This is a genomic window from Micromonospora sp. PRAS1 (assembly GCF_059553435.1).
Genome location: NZ_JCANNB010000011.1, coordinates 157,585 through 176,213 on the forward strand (window position 1 = coordinate 157,585; position 18,629 = coordinate 176,213).

The 18,629-nt window shown below is 69.9% G+C and carries 17 protein-coding genes and 1 riboswitch; of the genes, 5 read left to right on the plus strand and 12 right to left on the minus strand.

Annotation, left to right across the window (positions count from 1 at the left end; all coding sequences use genetic code 11):
- Window positions 1-12: 12 nt before the first annotated feature.
- The 5 genes from AC507J_RS13295 to AC507J_RS13315 form a co-directional block, all read right to left on the minus strand.
- Window positions 13-855, minus strand: coding sequence for a carbohydrate ABC transporter permease (locus AC507J_RS13295; RefSeq protein ID WP_496289444.1), 843 nt, complete (start codon window positions 853-855; stop codon window positions 13-15).
- Window positions 845-1,810: a carbohydrate ABC transporter permease gene (locus tag AC507J_RS13300; RefSeq protein WP_496289445.1), complete on the minus strand. Its 966-nt coding sequence runs from the start codon at window positions 1,808-1,810 to the stop codon at window positions 845-847. The genes AC507J_RS13295 and AC507J_RS13300 overlap by 11 nt, the downstream gene beginning before the upstream one ends.
- A 10-nt stretch (window positions 1,811-1,820) precedes the next feature.
- On the minus strand, window positions 1,821-3,092 hold the full coding sequence (locus AC507J_RS13305; protein ID WP_496289446.1) for an ABC transporter substrate-binding protein: 1,272 nt from the start codon (window positions 3,090-3,092) through the stop codon (window positions 1,821-1,823).
- Window positions 3,093-3,108: 16 nt separating this feature from the next.
- Window positions 3,109-4,734 (minus strand): FAD-dependent oxidoreductase, encoded by a 1,626-nt coding sequence (locus AC507J_RS13310; RefSeq protein ID WP_496289481.1) that lies wholly within the window; start codon window positions 4,732-4,734, stop codon window positions 3,109-3,111.
- A gap of 76 nt (window positions 4,735-4,810) precedes the next feature.
- Window positions 4,811-5,821, minus strand: coding sequence for a LacI family DNA-binding transcriptional regulator (locus tag AC507J_RS13315; RefSeq protein ID WP_496289447.1), 1,011 nt, complete (start codon window positions 5,819-5,821; stop codon window positions 4,811-4,813).
- 261 nt (window positions 5,822-6,082) lie between these two features.
- On the opposite strand from AC507J_RS13315, the gene AC507J_RS13320 reads away from it, so the two are divergent.
- Window positions 6,083-7,105: a hypothetical protein gene (locus AC507J_RS13320; protein WP_496289448.1), complete on the plus strand. Its 1,023-nt coding sequence runs from the start codon at window positions 6,083-6,085 to the stop codon at window positions 7,103-7,105.
- A 126-nt stretch (window positions 7,106-7,231) separates the two neighbouring features.
- Window positions 7,232-7,996: a VOC family protein gene (locus tag AC507J_RS13325; protein ID WP_496289449.1), complete on the plus strand. Its 765-nt coding sequence runs from the start codon at window positions 7,232-7,234 to the stop codon at window positions 7,994-7,996.
- A gap of 10 nt (window positions 7,997-8,006) precedes the next feature.
- Here the strand turns inward: AC507J_RS13325 and AC507J_RS13330 are convergent, their stop codons facing one another.
- Window positions 8,007-8,165 (minus strand): hypothetical protein, encoded by a 159-nt coding sequence (locus AC507J_RS13330; RefSeq protein WP_496289450.1) that lies wholly within the window; start codon window positions 8,163-8,165, stop codon window positions 8,007-8,009.
- A 494-nt stretch (window positions 8,166-8,659) separates the two neighbouring features.
- Between AC507J_RS13330 and AC507J_RS13335 the strand changes: the two genes are divergently transcribed.
- Together AC507J_RS13335 and AC507J_RS13340 are read left to right on the plus strand one after the other, a co-directional pair.
- Complete coding sequence (locus AC507J_RS13335; protein ID WP_496289451.1) at window positions 8,660-9,541, plus strand: helix-turn-helix domain-containing protein; 882 nt, start codon at window positions 8,660-8,662, stop codon at window positions 9,539-9,541.
- Window positions 9,534-9,722 (plus strand): DUF397 domain-containing protein, encoded by a 189-nt coding sequence (locus AC507J_RS13340; RefSeq protein WP_496289452.1) that lies wholly within the window; start codon window positions 9,534-9,536, stop codon window positions 9,720-9,722. The genes AC507J_RS13335 and AC507J_RS13340 overlap by 8 nt, the downstream gene beginning before the upstream one ends.
- 83 nt (window positions 9,723-9,805) lie before the next feature.
- Here AC507J_RS13340 and metE read toward each other — a convergent pair whose 3' ends face one another.
- The 4 genes from metE to AC507J_RS13360 all read right to left on the minus strand — a co-directional run bounded on the left by metE (window position 9,806) and on the right by AC507J_RS13360 (window position 14,788).
- The gene (gene metE, locus AC507J_RS13345) at window positions 9,806-12,043 is read right to left on the minus strand and encodes a 5-methyltetrahydropteroyltriglutamate--homocysteine S-methyltransferase (protein WP_496289453.1); all 2,238 of its coding nucleotides are present in this window, start codon (window positions 12,041-12,043) and stop codon (window positions 9,806-9,808) included.
- 112 nt (window positions 12,044-12,155) lie between these two features.
- A riboswitch (cobalamin riboswitch) is annotated at window positions 12,156-12,366 on the minus strand.
- Between the two features lie 29 nt (window positions 12,367-12,395).
- The gene (locus AC507J_RS13350) at window positions 12,396-13,166 is read right to left on the minus strand and encodes a MerR family transcriptional regulator (RefSeq protein ID WP_496289454.1); all 771 of its coding nucleotides are present in this window, start codon (window positions 13,164-13,166) and stop codon (window positions 12,396-12,398) included.
- Window positions 13,167-13,195: 29 nt separating this feature from the next.
- Entirely contained in the window at window positions 13,196-13,957 is a 762-nt protein-coding gene (locus AC507J_RS13355; RefSeq protein WP_496289455.1) for an ABC transporter permease, read from the minus strand.
- A 9-nt stretch (window positions 13,958-13,966) separates the two neighbouring features.
- Window positions 13,967-14,788 (minus strand): ABC transporter ATP-binding protein, encoded by an 822-nt coding sequence (locus AC507J_RS13360; protein WP_496289456.1) that lies wholly within the window; start codon window positions 14,786-14,788, stop codon window positions 13,967-13,969.
- Between the two features lie 147 nt (window positions 14,789-14,935).
- Between AC507J_RS13360 and AC507J_RS13365 the strand changes: the two genes are divergently transcribed.
- The gene (locus AC507J_RS13365) at window positions 14,936-16,375 is read left to right on the plus strand and encodes an ATP-binding protein (protein WP_496289457.1); all 1,440 of its coding nucleotides are present in this window, start codon (window positions 14,936-14,938) and stop codon (window positions 16,373-16,375) included.
- 79 nt (window positions 16,376-16,454) lie between these two features.
- Here the strand turns inward: AC507J_RS13365 and AC507J_RS13370 are convergent, their stop codons facing one another.
- Both AC507J_RS13370 and AC507J_RS13375 read right to left on the minus strand, forming a co-directional pair.
- Window positions 16,455-17,459, minus strand: coding sequence for a hypothetical protein (locus tag AC507J_RS13370; protein WP_496289458.1), 1,005 nt, complete (start codon window positions 17,457-17,459; stop codon window positions 16,455-16,457).
- A gap of 188 nt (window positions 17,460-17,647) precedes the next feature.
- Entirely contained in the window at window positions 17,648-18,625 is a 978-nt protein-coding gene (locus AC507J_RS13375) for a ribonucleotide-diphosphate reductase subunit beta (protein WP_496289482.1), read from the minus strand.
- Window positions 18,626-18,629: the final 4 nt, after the last annotated feature.

Sequence of the window (18,629 nt, forward strand, 5' to 3'; positions counted from 1 at the left end):
CGCCGCCGGGTCTCAGCCCTTCAGGCCGGTGTGCGCCAGCCCCTCGATGAACTGCCGCTGGGCGAGCACGAAGATCACCAGCACCGGGATGGCGGTCATCGAGGCCGCCGAGAGCTGCACGTCCCACATCGGCCCGCCGTACGCGTCGACGAAGAGGGTCAACGCCTGCGGCAGGGTGAACTTCTCCGGCGAGGAGAGGAAGACGATCGGCTCCAGGTACAGGTTCCAGCTGTGCAGGAAGGTGAAGATCGCCACCGCGCCGAGCGCCGGCCGGGCCAGCGGCAACGCGATCCGCCAGAAGGTGGCGAACCGGCCCAGCCCGTCGACCCGGGCCGCCTCCTCCAACTCGCCGGGGAGCGCGATGAAGAACTGCCGCATGATGAAGGTGGCCAGTACGCTCGGTGCGCCGAGGATCGGCACCAGGATCAGCGGCCAGTGGGTGTCCACCATGCCCCACGAGTTGAACATCCGGAACAGCGGCACGATCGTCACCTCGCTCGGGATGAGCAGTCCGACCAGCACCACCACGAAGAGCACCTGCTGTCCCCGGAACCGGATCCGGGCGAAGGCGTAGCCGGCGAGCGCGGAGACCGCCAGGGTGCCGACGGTGACCACGGCCGCGATGTACGCGCTGTTGAGGTACTGCTGCGCGAAGGGTTGCAGCTCGAAGACCCGCCGGTACGCCGAGAAGCTCGCCTCGGTCGGGATCAGCGACGGCGGGAAGGCGAAGATGTCGCTTACCGGCTTCACCGACGAGGTGACCATCCACCAGGTGGGGAAGACGAACGGGATCGCCAGCAAACAGAGCGCGCCGTAGAGCCCGACCTTCGCCCGCGCCGAGAGCCTACTGTTCATGGAAGACCCACCTCCTGCGCATCCGCCACTGCACGACGGTGAGCACCAGCACGATCAGGAAGAGCAGCACGGACAGGGTGGCGCCGTAGCCGAACTGGTGGAACTGGAACGCCCGCTGGTACAGGTAGTAGACGAGCACCGTGGTCGAGGTGCCCGGCCCGCCCTGGGTGAGCACGGCGATCTGGGCGAAGACCTGCAACGAGCCGACCACGGTGATGATCGAGGTGAGCAGGATGGTGGGACTGATCAGCGGTACGGTGATCCGCCGGAACCGGGTCCAGACGTTGGCTCCCTCGACCCGGGCCGCCTCGTAGAGTTCCGCCGGCACGCCCTGGAGGGCGGCCAGGAAGAGCACCATGTTCAGGCCGACGTTCTTCAGCACCTGCACCACGATCACCGACAGCAGCGCCGTCGTGTCGCCGCGCAGCCAGTTCGGCCCGTCCACGCCGAGGGCGCCGAGCATCCCGTTCACACCGCCGTTGTCCTGGAGCAGGAAGCCCCAGACGATGGTCCAGGCGACCAGCGAGACGACCACCGGGGAGAAGAACAGCGTCCGGAACAGCACGGTGCCGCGCAGCCGCTGGTTGAGCAGCACCGCCAGCAGCAGGGCGAGGCTGAGGTTGAAAGCCACCAGACCGACCGAGAAGAGCGCGGTGACCCGCAGCACCGAGGGCAGGTTCGGGTCGTCGGCCATGGCCCGGTAGTTGTCCGCGCCGACGAACTCGAAGGTGTCGGCGAGCACGTTCCACTCGTGCAGGCTGTACCAGACCACCAGCCCGAGGGGGACCAGCACGAAGAGCACCGAGCCGACGAGTTGCGGGGCGATGAAGAGCAGGCCGGCGAGCTGGTCGCGGCGGCGGGTCGTCCACCAGCCGCGCCGGCCCGGCGCGGCCGCCCCGCTGGGGGCGGGCCGGTCACCGGCCCGCCCCACCGTGTCCCTGGTCAGGACCGACATCGGCGGTCGCCTACTTCGCCAGCAGCGGGTTGATCGCGGAGCAGACACCGTCGAGTACGCCCCGAACGTCGGCGTTCGGCTGCCACAGCGGGTCCAGCGCGGCGCGGACCGCCTGGTTGAGCTCGGCCTGACCGGTGTGGCTGGGCTTCACCACACCCTCGGCGATACCGTCGATCACCACCTGCTGCAACTGCTCCGGGCTGAGCAGCGGGTTGGTCTTGGCGAGGGTCTCGGCGGTGAGCAGCGAGGTACGCGGCGGCGGGAAGAACTGGGCCAGCTTCGCGGAGTTGGCGGGGTTGGTCAGGTACGCCAGGAAGTCGGTCGCCAGCTCAGCATTCTTTCCCTTCTTCAGCACGCCCATGCCGCCCTGGCCGATCACCGCGTACTCGCCCTTCGGGCCGGCCGGCAGCGGCACCAGGTCCCAGTCGAACTTCTGGTCGGTCAGCAGCGACGCACGGGAGATCTGGGCGATGGTCATGCCGGCCTCACCGGCGAAGAAGTCGGCGGTGGTGCCCGGCCCCGGCAGCGCCTTGTCGACGAAGATCCCCTTGTGCAGGGCGGTCATCGCCTCGACCATCTCGGCGGAGTTGAAGCCGCAGGTCCGGCCGTCCTCACTCCACGCCTGGGCACCCCAGCCGGTCCACATCGTGGAGAGGAAGTCCCAGCTCTTGTAGTCGAAGTCGCGTACCACCAGGCCGGCCTTGCCGGTCTTGGCCTGCACCGTCGACGCGGCGGCCAGCGCGTTCTGCCAGTTCCACCGCCCGGCGGTGATCAACTCGGCGGGGGCCTCCGCGCCGGCCGCCGTGAGCAGGTCGGTGTTGACGAACACCCCGAAGGGCGAGGTGGAGAAGGGGTACGCGTAGAGCTTCCCGTCGACCTGCCACAGCTTCGTCGCGGCCGGGGCCAGCTCGTCGAAGGCGTACCCGTCGACGCCCTTGAGGGTGTCGTCCAGCGCGACAAGCGCGCCCGAGTTGACGAAGTCGGGCGCGGCGTTCTCCATAACCCAGGCCAGGTCGGGCGGGTTGCCGCCGGCGATCTGGGTGGTCAGCGTGGTGGTGTAGTTCTCCAGCGGAATGGGGTCGAAGGTGACCCCGGCGACCTCCGGCTTGTTCGCGGTGTACTCGGCGGCGATGTCGTTGAACAGCTTCAGATGTGCCTCGTTCGCCGACCAGACGGTCATCCGCAGGGTGACCGGGCCGTCGGATTCCGCGGCGTCGCCGCCGCAGGCGGTCAGGCCGAGCAGCGCGGTGAGCGCGACGACGGCCGTCAACCGGGTCCTCATCGAGATATGTCCTTCCTCAGTAGCCGGCGATGTCGGGCCAGCGCAGCTCGACGCCGGAGTCGGCGAGGCGGTTCTGGAAGTCGGCCAGCAGGCCGGGGGTGTAGCGCACCGCGCGGGGGGTGACCCGCCGGGCCAGGCAGAAGTCCGCGAGCAGGCCGGCGACCTCGCCGACGTTCCACTCCACGGGGTGCAATCGGTAGGAGCCGTTGGTGATGTGCGTGGTGCCGATGTTCTTGCCGGCGGGCAGCAGGTTCTCCACCCGCCGGGGGATCAGGGCGCCGAGCGGGATCTCGAACGGGCAGGAGGCCACGTCGATGTAGTTGTCGCCGCCGGTGGAGGGGTGCAGGTCGATGCGGTACATGCCGACACCGACCGAGTCGACGTAGCTGACCGCGCCCTTGTCGCCCCGGATCTCCAGCGAGAGATCCTGCTCGACGACTGTGTACTCGGCGCGGATGCGGCGCGACTCGCGGATGTAGGGGGCCTGGGCCAGGCCGCTGTGCGTGACGTCCCCGCCGGTGGCGGCGGTGCCGTTGCCGGTGACGTCGCCGCGCAGCCGCAGCCCGGGAAAGCCGGTGCCGCCGTCGGCGCGGGGTGCCTCCGTCTGGAGCCAGTAGAGCACCGACAGGGAGAGTTCCCGGGCCGCCGCGAGCTGCGCGTCCGGATCGGGTACGTCGATGATCGGCTGCTCGAAGTAGTCGAGCATCGGCCAGTTGACCAGGCAGATGTCGCTGTCGTACGCGCCGGGGGTGAAATTGCGGCGGGCGGCGATCCGGCGGAACGTCCAGAGGTTGCCGTCGCCGGGATTGACCCGCTGGTCGGCCTGGACCAGCCACGGGTCGTCGTCCGGGTTCGGGGTGAAGCTGCGCTCGGAGATCTCCAGGGTGCGCGGGTTGGGCGACCGGAACGACAGCATCCGGTCCCCCCAGAACGGCGGCCGGTAGGCCCGCCAGAAGTCGTAGGCGGCCGGCTTGTCGATTGTGTGGTTCCCGTCGACGTGGTCGACCGCGAAGCAGACCGAGACGGCCTGCATGTTCGTCGGTTGCGCCTGCTCCGGCGCGCTCGGTTCGCCGGTGTCGGCCCGGGACTCGAAGCCGGTGACGTACTCGGTGCCGGTAAGCGGCAGCAGCTCGCCGGTCTCGGTGGCGTCCAGCACGTACGGCGCGGTCAGGTGCAGCTGCTCGCCGGTGTCCCGGTGCGCCACGGTGACCCCGGTGACCCGGTCGCCGTCGGTGTCGGCGGCCACCGGCCGGTACGGCTGGAGCACCCGCAGCCGCCCGGAGCCCCGGTACGGCGCCAGCATTCCCTCGAGCACCGCCACCGCGACGCGGGGCTCGTGGCAGAGCCGGCTGACGTGCCCGGCCCCCGGATTGAGTGCGGTGGCGCGTCGGGCCCGGTCGGTGAGCGGGTACCAGCGCCGGTAGTGGTCCCGGATGCCGTCGCGCAGCGCCCGGTAGCTGGCGGTGACCCCGAAGTGCTCGACCCAGGAGTGCTCGTCCGGCGGCACGGCCTGGCTGGTCAGCTGCCCACCGAGCCAGGCGTACTCCTCGGTCAGCAGCACCGTACGGCCGGCCCGTAGCGCGGCCAGGGCGGCGGCCACGCCGCCGAGTCCACCGCCGACGATAAGTACTTCGGCCCGCATCTCTGGCACGGTCCGTCCTTTCCGGAGGGTTGGTCGGAAGCCGCCGCGGTTCGGGCGCGGCGACCGGGGATGGTGGTCAGGGGCGGGGTGGGACGAGGGTGGCACCGTCGACCGGCTGGCACGGCAGCAGCCGCTGGGTCACCGTGTCGGGCACCGCGGCGAGCAGCCCGGTGAGCACCTCGACGGCCTGCCACCCCATCTCCCGGCGGGGGATCCGGAACCCGGTGAACTCCAGGTCGCTGCTGGTCGGCCGGGTCGGGTCGCCCAGGGCCAGGATGGAGAGGTCGGCGGGTACGGTCAGGCCGAGTTCGCGGGCGACGGCGGCGAGCGCGACGCCGTCGGCGTACTCCTCGACCAGCACGGCGGTGACCCCGGCGGCGAGCAGGGTGTCGAGCAGCTCGGCGGGGGCCCGGTCGGTGGCCTCGTGCCGGGCCGGCAGCCCGGCGGCCTCGACGGCACTGCGGTAGCCGGCGAACCGGTCGGCGTGTGACTCCGGTCCGGCCCCCTGACCGAGGTACGCCAGCCGGGTGTGTCCGGCGTCGAGGGCGCGCTGGACGACGGCGGCGGTGGCGGTCGAGTAGTCCGCCCCGACGTAGGGCACCGGCCCGCCCGCGTCGTCGCGTCGGCCGACCGAGACGAACGGTTGGCCCTCGGCGACCAGCCGACCCAGTTCGTCGCGGTCCAGTGAGCGGCCGAGCAGCACGCAGCCGTCAGCGAGCCGCAGCCGGTTGTCGTCGTGGAAGATCCGTCGCCGGCCGTCGACCACCGGGGCGCTGGTCAGCAGCAGCAGGTCACAGCCGAGTCGTTCGGCGGATTCCTCGATGCCGACCAGGAACGGGTGGTAGAAGTCGCCGGTGCCGGTCGGGAAGACCGGCTCGTAGGTGAAGACGCCGAGGATCCGGTTGTGTCGGGCGGCGAGCCGCCGGGCCACCGGGTCGGCGACGTACCCGGTGGTCCGGATCGCGTGCAGCACCCGTTCCCGGGTCTCCGGGGCGATCCGGACGCCACCGTCGTCGCGGCCGTTGAGCACGAGGGAGACGGTGGCCTGGCTGACGCCGGTCATCCGGGCGATGTCCTGCTGGGTCACCCGCCTACGCGATCCGGTCACTTTGCGTGTCCATTCGTTTCAGCGCTAATACGCATTAGCTACGTTGGTGTGAAATCCTGCGACCGCCCACGGCCCGCCGTCAAGCCCTCGGCGACAGAAAATTTTCCCGGGAGACGGCCCTGATAATTCGTATTAGCGTCTTGACGCTCCGCCGCGCCCGACCACAGACTCATCGACCACACGGCCCACTCCCCTGTGGATCGCGATCTCACGCACGGTCACCGCACGATCGGAGGCCCCATGGACGACGACCAAAGCCCGCCCCGACCGACCACGCTTAACCGCCGCGGCCTGCTGCGCGGCGCGGCCCTGCTCGGCACCGCCGCAGCCGCCGGCACCGCACTCGGTGGCGCCGTCGCCGCAGATCCCGCCCTCGCCGGCCCGGCCGGCTTCCCGAACTACCGCTACGTCCGCGACGCGTTCGCCCGGCCGCTGGCCTACGATCCCACCGGAGAAATGATCTTCCCCTGCGTACGCGGGGTCTACGACAAGATCTCCGGGGCGCGCGGGCGGTACTACCTCTACTACGCCCCGCACGACGCGCCTGGCGGCATCTGCGTCGCCTACGCGGACCGGCTGGAAGGCCCCTACACCGAGTACCCGGGCAACCCGATCATCGACCGGGTGCTGCCCACCACCACGGTCAGCCACGTCTCCTCACCACACGTGGTGTGGAACGCCTCCAGCAAGGAGTTCTTCCTCTACTTCCATGGGGAGAACTTCACCACCCGGGTGGCCCGCTCCCGCGACGGCATCAACTTCAGCAACGAGACGCCGATCCTGAGCACCAGACTCGTGCCGAACACCACCGAGACCTCGTACGCGCGGGTCTTCGAGCACCGGGTGGCCGGGAAGAACAACAAGTACGTGATGCTCTTCATGGGCGCGCACACCGTGGGGCCGGGCACCCGAAAGATCTTCTGGGGCTGGTCGCCGAACGGCTGGGACCAGTGGCAGTTCGCCCCGAACCCGCTGATCTCGCCGGCCGGTGACGGGCTTACCGACATCTCCGCCCCGCACCTGCTCAAGCGCAACAACACGACGTACGTGGTGTACCACGGCAACGACGGCCGGATGCGGCTCACCGAGGTCGGCAACAACTTCGACCGGGAGGTGCACCTCGGGGTCTTCCACGCCCCGATCGCCTCGGACAACGGCCGGGTCGCCTCCCCCGCCTTCGGCACCGACGGCGGCGTGTCGTACATGGTCTACGAGGCCGGTCCCCGTCTCAACGCCCGCATCTGCATCGCCCGCGCCATCTGACCTCTCGTCCGCTGCCCACCGCCGGCCGGATACTCGGCTGCGCGCGTCGCGACTCGTCCCTAGGCTGCTGGCCAAGGGGCGGCCGGTCGGCGGTGGCCGGTCGGCGGGTCGGAGATGAGCAGCGGTATGGCGTGTCACTTGGTCGCGGTCTGTGTCGACGCGCAGCAGCCGTCGCGGCTCGCGCACTTCTGGTCCGGGCTGCTGGGCTGGGAGCTGGCGGACGATCCACGCGACGGAGTCGCGCTGCTGCCCACCGACGATACCGGCTTCCGGCTCCGGTTCCTGGCCAGCCAGCAACCCAAGATCGACCAGAACCGGATGCACTTCGACCTGACCAGCAGCTCGCTGGCGGACCAGCAGCAGACGGTGGCCAGCGCTGTGGCGCTCGGCGCGCGGCACGTCGACGTCGGGCAGGGCCCCGACGACCCGCACGTGGTGCTCGCCGACCCCGAGGGCAACGAGTTCTGCGTCATCGAGCCCGGCAACAACTTCCTCGCCGAGTGCGGGTTCGTCGGCGCGCTGGCCTGCGACGGTTCACAGCAGGTCGGCTACTTCTGGAGCGAGGCCCTCGGCTGGCCGCTGGTCTGGGACCACGACCAGGAGACCGCGATCCGCTCGCCGCACGGCGGTCCGAAGATCACCTGGGGCGGCCCACCGTTAATGCCGAAGGTGGGCCGGAACCGCCTGCATTTCGACCTCGCTCCCCCGGCCGACGGTGACCAGCAGGCGGAGATCGACCGCCTGCTGGCCCTCGGCGCGACCCGGATCGACGCCGACCGGAGCGAGGCTGGCCGGGTCGAGGCTGGCCGGGTCGAGGCTGGCCGGGTCGAGGCTGGCCGGGTCGCGATGGCCGACCCCGACGGCAACGAGTTCTGCGTCCTGACCGCGTGACGCGTACCGGTCAGATCAGGTCGATGCGGTCCTGGACGATCGGGTAGCCGGCTCTGGCGAACGCAGCGACCATCGGGAAGTTGGTCTGGTCGGTGGCGGCCACAGTGCGCTCCGCGCCCTCCTCGGCGAGCAGGTGGGTGGCTACGACCAGCAGGTCGTGCCTCGTCACGGCGGCTATCCCGCCGGCGGCACCACGAGATGCCGCAACTCGCGCCGTCAACCGACCCGGATGCCGCGACATCCCGCAACTCGCGTCGGGCACAGCCGTCGACGCCATCGGACAGCAACCCGGGATTCGCAGCACTGCCAGCGCCACCAACCTGACCGGGCGCCAGATCTTGGTCGCTTTCCGTTAGCTCTGAACGGTAAAATTCCAAGATCTCAATGACCCCATTCCACCATGCGAGAACAAGCGTTCGCGGACGGAGGGCGGAGGTCCGTGTGGGGTCGAGCGGTGATTGCGGAGCCTCACGACCGAATTGCTGCGCCAACCTCTGAGAGGAATCACCCGCTAATGGAGGCTGTCGGGAGTTTCTTGTATGGTCGGAAGCACAATAGACATTGCGCGATCACTGCCCGGAGGAATTGGTCAGTGAGCAACGATCGCGCGTTTCACCACTGGCGTCGTGATGTAACAAAACGCAACACGGAGAGGGGTGGCGGATGGCCGACGACATGGGATCGACAGTCCCCCGGCGGCAGCTCGGGCGGGCGCTGCGTGACCTGCGCACCGAGGCGCGCATGACGCTCGACGCGGTGGCCGAGGCGATGCAGTTCAGCCGGCAGAAGCTGTGGCGCATCGAGAGCGGCCTCGGCCCGGCCCGCGCCGTCGACGTCCGGGCCATGTGCGAGCTGTACGCCGCGACGCCCGAGCTGACCGGCGCGCTCACCGCCTTGGCCAACGAGACCAAGGCCAAGGGCTGGTGGCACTCGTACGGCCTTGCCATCCCGGACTGGTTCGAAATGTACGTCGGCCTGGAATCCGCCGCCTGCAAGCTTCGCGGCTACGACGAGTCGTTGATACCGGGCATCTTTCAGGTGCCGGCCTACACCCAGGGGGTCTACCAGAATCGCCGCGACATGGACGAGGACGAGTTCGAGCAGGTGCTCGCGGTCCGGCGGCAACGCAAAGCTCTGTTGACGCGCAGGTTGCCGAAGGCACCGGTCCTCCACTCCGTCCTGTCTGAGGCGGTGCTACTTCGGGCCATCGGCGGACGAGCGACGATGGCCGAACAGCTCAACAATCTCCTGGAGATCGCCGAGTTGCCCAACGTCTCCATTCGCGTGCTGCCGCTGGCAGCCGGCGCCCACTATGGAACACTCGCCGGCACCTTCATGATGCTCGACTTCCCGCTGCACACGCGTGCGGTCCCGGAGCCCTCGGTCGTGTACTGCGAGTCGTTGACGGGGGCTCTCTACCTCGACCGACCGGACGAGATTGCAGCCTACGAAAGAGTCTGGTCCAGCCTCGATGGGTTGGCCCTCGATGAGGGACAATCCAAGCAACTGATCAGCAAGATCATTGGAGAGGTCTACCATGGCTGAGCTGACCGGCGCCCGGTGGCGCAAGAGCACCCGCAGCGGCGACAACAACGGAGCGTGCGTCGAGGTCGCCAACAATCTGCCCGGCCTCGTCGCCGTACGCGACAGCAAGGACCCGGCCGGTCCCACCCTCACCTTCTCCCCCACCGCCTGGACCAACTTCATCCGAGCAACCAGACCCTGAACCTGCTGCACGAAAGCGCGCCCGACAACCACCGGGCGCGCTCCCGTACCGAGCTGGGCGGCACGCCGCCCGCCGGGGACCGGTCAGTCGCCGCGTACCTCGGCCGCGGCGGCGACCAGGTGCCGCAGCGACGCCTCGACCTCCGGGTAGCCGCGCGTCTTCAGGCCGCAGTCCGGGTTGACCCAGAGCCGCCGGGCCGGGACGGCCGCGACGGCGCGGCGTAGCGCCTCGACCACCTCGTCACGCGGCGGCACCCGGGGCGAGTGGATGTCCCAGACGCCGGGGCCGACGCCCCGGCCGTAGCCGATCGCGGCGAGGTCTTCGAGCACCTCCATTTTGGAGCGGGACGCCTCGATGCTTGTGACGTCCGCGTCGAGCGCGTCGATTGCGGTGATCACCTCGCCGAACTCGGAGTAGCAGAGGTGGGTGTGGATCTGGGTGTCGTCGGCGACGCCGCTGGTGGCCAGGCGGAACGCGCCGACCGCCCAGTCCAGGTACGCCTGCTGGTCGGCCCGGCGTAGCGGCAGTGTCTCGCGCAGCGCCGGTTCGTCGACCTGGATGACCCGGATCCCGGCGGACTCCAGATCGCGGCACTCGTCGCGCAGGGCGAGCGCGACCTGGTCGGCGGTGGCCGCGAGCGGCTGGTCGGTGCGGACGAACGACCAGGCCAGGATGGTGACCGGGCCGGTGAGCATGCCCTTGACCGGCTTGCCGGTAAGCGACTGCGCGTAGATCGACCAGTCGACCGTCATCGGCATCTTCCGGGCCACGTCGCCGTAGATGATCGGTGGGCGGACGCAGCGGGAGCCGTAGGACTGCACCCAGCCGTGCTCGGTGGCGGCGAAGCCGTCGAGCTGCTCACCGAAATACTGCACCATGTCGTTGCGTTCCGGTTCGCCGTGCACGAGCACGTCCAGCCCCAGCTTCTCCTGGAGTCGGATGACGTGTTCGACCTCGGCACGCATCCGGGCCCGGTAGCCCGCGTCGTCGAGGCTGCCCGCCCGGTGCGCGGCGCGGGCCTGGCGCAGCTCGGCGGTCTGCGGAAACGACCCGATCGTGGTGGTCGGCAGTTCCGGCAGCCCCAGGCGGTCCTGCTGCCGGGCGGCCCGGGTGGGATAGTCGCCGCGCCGCCGGTCGGTGGGGCGCAGCGCGGCGAGGCGTCCGCGTACGTCGTCGTGGCGCCAGGCGGCCGGGGCGGCCGGTGGCGGCGCGGGTAGCGCGGTGGTGCCGTCGCGCAGCGCGCGGCCGAGCATAACCACCTCGTCGACCTTCTGCCGGGCGAACGCGAGCCGCTCGGCCAGCTGCGGGTCGAGGCGGGTCTCGGCGGAGAGGTCCACCGGGACGTGCAGCAACGAACAGGAGGTGGCGACCGCAACGTGGTCGGCCAGCCCGGCGACCGTCGCCCCGGCGGCCACGGCGGCCCGCAGGTCGGTACGCCAGATGTTGCGGCCGTCCACCAGGCCGGCGACGATGGTCCGGCCGCCCAGCGGGCCGGCGGCGGCGAGCCGCCGGACGTTGCCCGGCCCGGCGACGAGGTCGAGGCCGATCGCCTCGACCGGGGTGTCCAGCAGGGCAGGCAGCGCGTCGCCCAGCTCACCGAAGTAGGTCGCCACGAAGATGCGCGGCCGGTGTTCGAGCCGACCGAGCCGGGTGTAGGCCCGGCGCAGCGCCTCGATCTCGGCCGGGCTGCGGTCGGCGACGTAGGCCGGCTCGTCCAGCTGTACCCAGGCCACGCCCGCGTCGGCCAGCGCGGTGAGGATCCCGGCGTACGTCTCAACCAGGTCGTCGAGGCGGGCGAAGGGATCGTCGCCCTTGGCCAGCAGCAGGAACGTGGCCGGGCCGACGAGTACCGGTCGGGTGGCGATGCCCAGGTCGCGCGCCTGCGCGTACTCGTCCAGCGGCTTGACCGGATTCGGCGTGAAGACGGTGTCGGTGTCGATCTCCGGCACCAGGTAGTGGTAGTTGGTGTCGAACCACTTGGTCAGTTCCAGCGCCGGCTCGGCGTCGACGCCACGGGCCATGGCGAAGTAGGTGTCCAGCGCGGAGAGGCCCAGCCGGGCGAAGCGGGTGGGGATCGCGCCGACCGCGACGGCGGTGTCGAGGACGTGGTCGTAGTGGGAGAAGGTGTTCGACGGGATCGCGTCGAGGCGGGCGTCGCGCAGCGTCCGCCAGACCTCGGCGCGGAGCCGGGCGGCGGTGTCCGCCAGACCGTCCGCGTCGACGGTGCCGGCCCAGTACGCCTCGACGGCCTTCTTCAGCTCACGGTTCGCGCCGATGCGCGGATAGCCGAGCACGGTGCTCTGCCCGAATGCGGTGCTCACCAGGGTGTCCTTCCCTCGAAGTGCCCGGCGGCACGGGAGGGGAAGGCGGGTACGCGCCTGCGTACCGGCTTCCGCTTCGGCCCTCCCACGAGACCGCCGGCGGCGCACACCGGCGGTGTGCGCGGCGCTGGCAGGTCTTCGGACTCGTGGGCGTGACCCGAAGGTCGCCTACTGGCCGTCGCTTCCCAGACCTCGCGGTCCAGTGCTTCGTTGACGGCGGTCGTTCCCACTCACCGCTGCGGGGCAGTCCCGGACTCGCACCGGGTTCCCTCTTGCCTCGACCACCGTGGACCGATGGTCGAACCAGCACCACCGGTCATCGTACGGGCCGTGCGGTGTCCGGGCCACGCTGTCACGCTCCGCGCTTCGTCGCCCGGGTCCAGCCGGTCCAGCCACGTTCGGCGATCAGCTCCCGCAGCCGGGCGACAGCGGGGTGCGCGGCATCGGCGAACGAGTCCATCAGGCCGATGAACGCCGGGTCGGGCATGATTTCGTCCTGCTGCTCCAGTCCGCCGTGGGCCGCAGCCGCCTCGTTCAGTTCGCAGATCAGGTCGGCCGTCTCGCGCAGCAGCTCGTCGTCCGCCCAGTTCTCCGCGATCCGACCGAGGAGCTGGTACAGCCGGACGATCTTCGGGTTGCCCAGCTGGGCCACCTTGTCGGCCATGAACGTCGGGATCGCTTCCGGCCAGCGCGCCGCCATGAGAATCCACGCGTCGCGCTCCCCCTCGACGACGGCCGCCGGTGCTCCGATGTCCCGCAGCCGGTCCAGGTAGTCGACCACCTCCGCGGGGACGGCCAGGGAGTCGCCGTAGCCCAGCCGGGCGATCCGCCGCCGGTGTTCCTGGAGCGTACGGATCTGGGTACGCAGCTGCCGGTCGATCTCGGCGGTCGCGGCGGCGAAGGTCTCCGGGTCGGCGTCGAGCAGCTGGCGCACCCGGGCCAGCGGGACGCCGGCCTCGGCCAGGGTCCGGATCCGGATGAGTCGTACGACGGCCGCTGCGTCGTAGGTCCGGTAGCCGGAGGCGTCGCGCTCCGGCTCCGGAAGCAGTCCGATCTGGTGGTAGTGCCGCACCGCGCGGATGGTCACCCCGGCGTAGGAGGCCAGTCGTCCGATCGTCAGCATGGCCTCAGCCTGCCCCACCCGGACCCGGCTCAGTCGACCCGGCGGTGGTAGACGGCCATGGCGGCACCGTAGGCGACGACGAGGAGGCCGGCACACCAGGCGAGGGCGAGCCAGAGGTCACCACCGACCTGCTGCTCGGCGAACAAGCCGCGAATCGCGTTGACGATGGAGGTCACCGGCTGGTGCTCGGCGAAGGCGCGCACCGGGCCGGGCATGCTCTGCGTGGGTACGAAGGCCGAGCTGATGAAGGGCAGGAAGATGAGCGGATAGGAGAATGCGCTCGCGCCCTCCACCGACTTCGCGGTCAGGCCCGGGATGACCGCGAGCCAGGTCAGCGCGAGGGTGAACAGGATCATGATGCCGGCCACCGCGAGCCAGCCCAGCACGCCGGCTCCCGAGCGGAAGCCCATGACGAGGGCGACCAGCACCACCAGCACGAGCGAGATCAGGTTGGCGACCAGCGAGGTCAGCACGTGCGCCCAGAGCACCGACGCGCGGGCGATCGGCAGGGAGAGGAACCGCTCGAAGATGCCGCCCTTCAGGTCCAGGAAGAGCCGGTACGCGGTGTAGGTGATGCCGGTGGCGACCGTGATCAGCAGGATGCCGGGCAGCAGATAGTTCACGTAGCTGTCCGACCCGGTCTGGATGGCGCCGCCGAAGACGTAGACGAAGAGCAGCAACATGGCGATCGGCGTGATCGCGGTGGTGATGATGGTGTCCGGGCTACGGCTGACGTGGCGCAGGGAGCGTCCCACCAGGGCAGCGGTGTCGCCGAAGAAGTGCTTGTTCATCGATAGTCCTCAGTTGCTCGTACCGTCGGGGCTGGTGACTGCGCCGGTGCGCGCGTCGCCGATGATGGCGAGGAAGATCTCCTCCAGGGTCGGCTGTTTCTCGACGTACTCGACCTTGGCCGGAGGCAGTAGCTGCTTGAGTTCGGCGAGGGTGCCGTCGGCGATGATGCGCCCTGCGTGCAGGATCGCGATCCGGTCGGCGAGCTGTTCGGCCTCGTCGAGATACTGCGTGGTGAGCAGCACCGTCGTACCCTGCCGGGCGAGTTCCCGGACGGCCTGCCACACCTCCAGCCGGGCCTGCGGGTCGAGCCCGGTCGTCGGTTCGTCCAGGAAGATCACCGGCGGGTTCCCGATCAGGCTCATCGCGATGTCGAGGCGGCGGCGCATGCCGCCCGAGTACGTCGACACCCGCCGGCCGGCCGCGTCGGTCAGGGCGAAGCGGGTCAGCAGATCATCGGCGACCCGGCCGGGATTGCCCAGTTGCCGCAACCGGGCGATCAGCACCAGGTTCTCCCGCCCGCTGAGGATCTCGTCGACGGCCGCGAACTGTCCGGTCAGGCTGATCGACTCCCGTACCTTCGCCGCCTGCCGGACGACGTCGAAGCCGTTGACGTTCACCGTTCCCGCGTCCGGCTTGAGCAGCGTGGCGAGGATCCGCACGACCGTGGTCTTGCCGGCGCCGTTGGAGCCGAGCAGGGCGAAGATGCTGCCCCGGGCGACGGCGAAGTCGACCCCGCGCAGCACATTCAGTTGCTGGTATGACTTCGTCAGGCCCTGGACCTGGATCGCCGGCCCGCGGACCTGCTCGGTTTTCTGGAGTTCGGTGGACATGGCGTCAGCATGCGGGGTTGACGCTGCGTCAAGGTCAAGCCCGGCATCAGCGGAACCTCTGACGGGTCGTGCGACACCATCAACCTGAGGCGGACACCCATGATGTAGATTTGTTCTACGTAGATTACATCTACCTTAGGAGCATCCGTGTTCGTCGGTCGACGCACCGAACTCGCTCTCCTGAGCAAGCGGGTCGACCAGGTCACCCGCACGGGACGCGGTATCGCCGTCGCCCTGCGCGGTCGCCGCCAGGTCGGCAAGTCTCGTCTCGTTCAAGAGCTTTGCGACCGGGCCGGGCTGCCCTACGTCTACTTCACTGCGGTCAAGGGCGCATCGATCACCGAGTCGACCAACCAGTTCCTCACCGCCCTGGCCGAGTCCGACCTGCCCAACGACGCCAACCTGCTGCCGGCCAGCGCACCGGCCGGCGGGTGGGGTGACATGCTCCGCATTCTCGCCGCGGCGCTTCCGGAGCAGCCCAGCATCGTCGTCCTCGACGAACTGCCATGGCTTGCCGAACAGGACGACACCTTCGACGGGCACCTCCAGGTCGCCTGGGACCGTCTGCTGTCCCGCCGTCCTGTCCTGCTCCTGCTCCTCGGCAGTGACCTGCACATGATGCAGCGCCTCACCGCCTACGATCGGCCGTTCTACGGGCGCGCTGACAACCTCACCCTCGGGCCACTGAACCTCGCCGAAACAGCCGCAGCGACCGGGCTACCCGGGTCCGACGCCATCGACGCGCACCTGATCACCGGCGGCCTGCCCGGCATCCTGCTCCGCTGGCCGGTTGGTACCCCCGCCGAGGACTACCTACGCGACGAGTGCGCCGACCCCGCCTCGCCGCTGTTCGCCCTGCCAGAGCAATCCCTGTCGGCCGAGTTCCCCAACCCGGACGTGGCCCGACGGGTCATCGAAGCCGTCGGCGGCGACACCCGAGCGTTCGCCAAGATCGCCGACATCGCCGGCAGCCGCAGCGGTCCGATCAGTTCCGGCACCCTGTCGCCGCTGCTGCGACAACTCACCGTCGAGAAACAGGTCCTCGCCGCCGACGAGCCCCTGGCCACAGGGCGCGGCAAACCCGCTCTCTACCGGATCGCGGACACGAGCCTGCGACTCTACCTCGGCATTCTGCGCGACGTGCAGAACCTGACCCAGCGCGGCCGGGCCGACGCCGGCTACCGCTTGTTCCAGATCCGGTGGAGCTCCTGGCGGGGCCGGGCGGTCGAACCGCTCGTGCGTACCTCACTGGAACAGGCCGCGGTCACCGGTGCCCTGCCGTGGCCGGATGTCCAGACCGTCGGGGGCTGGTGGAACCGACAGTTCAACCCCGAGATCGATCTGGTCGGCGCCGACCAGGCATCCCCCGCCGCCCACGTCCACTTCTGCGGCACGCTGAAGTGGCTGGGAACTCCACTCGACCGCCGCGATCTCCGCAAGCTACAGGAAGGCGCCAGGCACGTTCCCGGCTTCGACGAGTCACGAACCGGCCTGATCGCGGTCACCCGATCCGGAGCCGATCTGCCCGCCGACGCCGTGGACGTGCTCTGGGGGCCGGACGACGTCGTCGCCGCCTGGCAGCCCTGACCTTTGATCAGGGCCGTCCCTCGAAGTGCCCCGGTGGGAACGCCGGCTGCCGCCACCCGGTGCAGCTGGACCGGCCGGGTCAGGCGCAGATCCACCGGACCGGGGTCGACCCGTGGGTGCCGTACGCGATGTCGTCGTCGGTGAGCGCGGTGATGGTGGCGATCGGGAAGGGCGACGGACCGAACGGCAGCTCCCGGTCGACGCCGTCCTGCCGGAGCCACAGCCGGTTCTCGTAGATCTGCCCGTACGCGACCGAGCCGCGCGCGTTCACCGCACGCGTCACCGACCCCTCGGCGATCAGGACCGGGGCCGCGCCGGGCGCCCACACCAGAGCGACCGGCCGGGGCTCGTTGTGTTCCTGGCCCACCACCACACCCGCACTGATCCCGGTCAGTTCCCAGAACGTGTCCGGGCCGGCCGCATAGCCGGGCAGCAGCTCCGGCTCGGCGTTGGGCGCCCAGCGCACCGGCTTCTCGGCCAGGTAGCCGAGCACGGTTCCGTGGGCGTCGATGTCGATCGCCCGGCTCCCGCCGGCGCCCGGCAGTGCCCGTACGGTGTTGTCCGGCGCCCAGGTCACCGCCGTCGGCTGCCCGTTGGCGGACCGCACCCACCCGGCCACGGTGCCGTCCCCGGCGATGGCGCTCGCGATGGTCTGCACGCTGTCGGGCAGGCCCGGCAGCGTGGTGACCTGCCCGGCGGAGTACCGCCACGCCGTGCTGCGGTACAGCCCGTCCTCGGAGTAGGTGTTGCCGACGAAGTCGCCCTGCTCGTTGATCTCCTTCAGCCCGCCCGGCGGTGTGCCGAGGTTGGTCGGCACGCCGTTGTCCCATCGGATGACATGGTCGCGCCAGGAGGTGTCCGTCCCGTACGCGAGCTGGAACCGGCCGCTGGGATCGGCATGGGTGACCGTGATCCGCTGCCACGACCCGGCGGGTATCGGCAGATCCTCGCGGACGCAGGGCGGGCCCACCTCGGCGTCCCGCGCAGCCGCTGCCGCCGCCGAGGCACCAGGCGGTAGGGCGGTCACGCCAGCCGCCACCGAGGCCACGGCCACCACTCCGGCGATGCCTTGCCGAATTCCCATCGAGACCCCCGTGTGTCAGCAGACGGTACGACCGTCGTCGATCTTATCGGCAATATCGACGCCTATGGTGTCCCGAACGGCCGCTCCCCGATGCATGACGTGGGTGGGTCGGCGCAGCAGCGCGGCCGATCCACGCGCGCTGTCCCGGGCGACGGCGTCGCCCGGGACAGCAGCGGTGCTGCGACCGGTCAGAAGTCGTCGTCGAAGGTGACCGAGCCGGTCACGCCGACCTGGTACGCCGAGACGCGGCGCTCGAAGAAGTTCGACAGCTCCTGCACGTCCTGCAACTCCATGAAGGCGAACGGGTTCTTCGAGCCGTACATCGGCTCGATGCCGAGCACGGCCAGCCGTCGGTCGGCCACGTGCTGGAGGTACTCCCGCATGTCGGCAAGCGACATTCCGGAGACGCCCTGCTCAAGCAGGTCCGCAGCGAACTGGACCTCGCACTCCACCGCCTCGGCCAGCATCTCGCGCACCTGCCGCTCCACGTCGGCGTCGAAGAGGTCCGGCTCCTCGGCGCGTACGGTGTCGACCACGTCGAAGGCGAAGGCCATGTGCATCGACTCGTCGCGGAACACCCAGTTGGTGCCGGAGGCCAGGCCGTGCAGCAGGCCCCGGGAGCGCAGGAAGTAGACGTAGGCGAAGGCGCCGTAGAAGAAGAGCCCCTCGATGCAGGCGGCGAAACAGATCAGGTTGAGCAGGAACGCCCGCCGATCGTCCCGCGTCTTCAACTCGCGCAGCTCGAAGATGGAGTCGATCCACTTGAAGCAGAACTCGGCCTTGCGGGCGATCGAGGGGATGTTCTCCACCGCCGCGAACGCCGCGAACCGTTCCCGCTCGTCCGGGACGTAGGTGTCCAGCAGGTTCAGGTAGAACTGAACGTGCACCGCCTCCTCGAACAGCTGCCGGGACAGGTAGAGCCTGCCCTCCGGGGAGTTGACGTGCTGATAGAGGTTGAGCACCAGGTTGTTGGCGACGATCGTGTCGCCGGTGGCGAAGAAGGCGACCAGCCGGGAGACCAGGTGCTGCTCGGCCGGCGACAGCTTGGCCAGGTCGGCGAGGTCGGCGTGCAGGTCGACCTCCTCGACGGTCCAGGTGTTCTTGATGGCGTCCTTGAACCTGTCGAAGAACTGCGGGTAGCGCATCGGCCGCAGGGTCAGGTCCATGCCG

Bases quoted from the DNA above. Each gene is read 5' to 3' on its own strand.
- AC507J_RS13295 (WP_496289444.1), bottom strand. From the start codon at position 855: ATGAACAGTAGGCTCTCGGCGCGGGCGAAGGTCGGGCTCTACGGCGCG.
- AC507J_RS13300 (WP_496289445.1), bottom strand. From the start codon at position 1,810: ATGTCGGTCCTGACCAGGGACACGGTGGGGCGGGCCGGTGACCGGCCC.
- AC507J_RS13305 (WP_496289446.1), bottom strand. From the start codon at position 3,092: ATGAGGACCCGGTTGACGGCCGTCGTCGCGCTCACCGCGCTGCTCGGC.
- AC507J_RS13310 (WP_496289481.1), bottom strand. From the start codon at position 4,734: ATGCGGGCCGAAGTACTTATCGTCGGCGGTGGACTCGGCGGCGTGGCC.
- AC507J_RS13320 (WP_496289448.1), top strand. From the start codon at position 6,083: ATGGACGACGACCAAAGCCCGCCCCGACCGACCACGCTTAACCGCCGC.
- AC507J_RS13325 (WP_496289449.1), top strand. From the start codon at position 7,232: ATGGCGTGTCACTTGGTCGCGGTCTGTGTCGACGCGCAGCAGCCGTCG.
- AC507J_RS13335 (WP_496289451.1), top strand. From the start codon at position 8,660: ATGGCCGACGACATGGGATCGACAGTCCCCCGGCGGCAGCTCGGGCGG.
- AC507J_RS13340 (WP_496289452.1), top strand. From the start codon at position 9,534: ATGGCTGAGCTGACCGGCGCCCGGTGGCGCAAGAGCACCCGCAGCGGC.
- AC507J_RS13350 (WP_496289454.1), bottom strand. From the start codon at position 13,166: ATGCTGACGATCGGACGACTGGCCTCCTACGCCGGGGTGACCATCCGC.
- AC507J_RS13355 (WP_496289455.1), bottom strand. From the start codon at position 13,957: ATGAACAAGCACTTCTTCGGCGACACCGCTGCCCTGGTGGGACGCTCC.
- AC507J_RS13360 (WP_496289456.1), bottom strand. From the start codon at position 14,788: ATGTCCACCGAACTCCAGAAAACCGAGCAGGTCCGCGGGCCGGCGATC.
- AC507J_RS13370 (WP_496289458.1), bottom strand. From the start codon at position 17,459: ATGGGAATTCGGCAAGGCATCGCCGGAGTGGTGGCCGTGGCCTCGGTG.
- AC507J_RS13375 (WP_496289482.1), bottom strand. From the start codon at position 18,625: ATGGACCTGACCCTGCGGCCGATGCGCTACCCGCAGTTCTTCGACAGG.